General features: G+C 49.3%; 1 protein-coding gene. It reads right to left on the bottom strand.

Going from position 1 to position 655, the window contains the following annotated elements:
• Positions 1–134 precede the first annotated feature (134 nt).
• The coding region (locus HMPREF2959_RS07545) for an opacity family porin (RefSeq protein ID WP_070696610.1) at positions 135–655 on the bottom strand (521 nt) is incomplete at its 5' end.

The following is a 655-nucleotide window of genomic DNA, read 5'->3' as shown; positions in this document are numbered from 1 at the left end:
GGAATGACGGGTTTCAAGATTACGGTGTTGTCGGGAATGACGGTTCGGGTATTTCCACGCCCGCCCCGCGCCTGTAAACGGCGAGTGCATCAAAAATGCCGTCTGAAGGTTCAGACGGCATCGGTGTCGGGGAATCAGAAGTGGTAGCGCATGCCCAATGAGACTTCGTGGGTTTTGAAGCGGGTGTTTTCCAAGCGTCCCCAGTTGTGGTAACGGTATCCGGTGTCCAAGGTCAGCTTGGGCGTGATGTCGAAACCGACACCGGCGATGACACCAAGACCCAAGCTGCTGATGCTGTGGCTTTCGTGATAGGCAGATTTGGGGACAAAACCTGTTGGGACAGGACCTCCCTGTGCAGCGCCTTGCGTTGGTTTAGAGGTAACAATCGTGTTTTTGCTTTCCACTGAATGAACCTGATGTTTAACGTGTCCGTAGGCGACGCGCACACCGATATAGGGTTTGAATTTATCGAATTTATCGTTGAGTTTGAAATCGTAAATGGCGGATAAGCCGAGAGAAGAAGCGGCGTGGAAGCTGCCGTTTCCCTGATGTTTTGTTTGGGTTTCTTTGTAGTTGTTGTTTATCTCTTCAGTAACTTTTTTAGTAGAAGAATTACTTTCTTTCCATTTTCTGTAACTGGCATAATCTGCCGCTA

It is taken from the genome of Neisseria sp. HMSC070F02 (assembly GCF_001814225.1).
Taxonomy (GTDB): domain Bacteria; phylum Pseudomonadota; class Gammaproteobacteria; order Burkholderiales; family Neisseriaceae; genus Neisseria; species Neisseria meningitidis.
The sequence above is the reverse complement of the archived record's forward strand: the minus strand, read 5'-3'. Positions and strand labels throughout refer to the sequence as shown.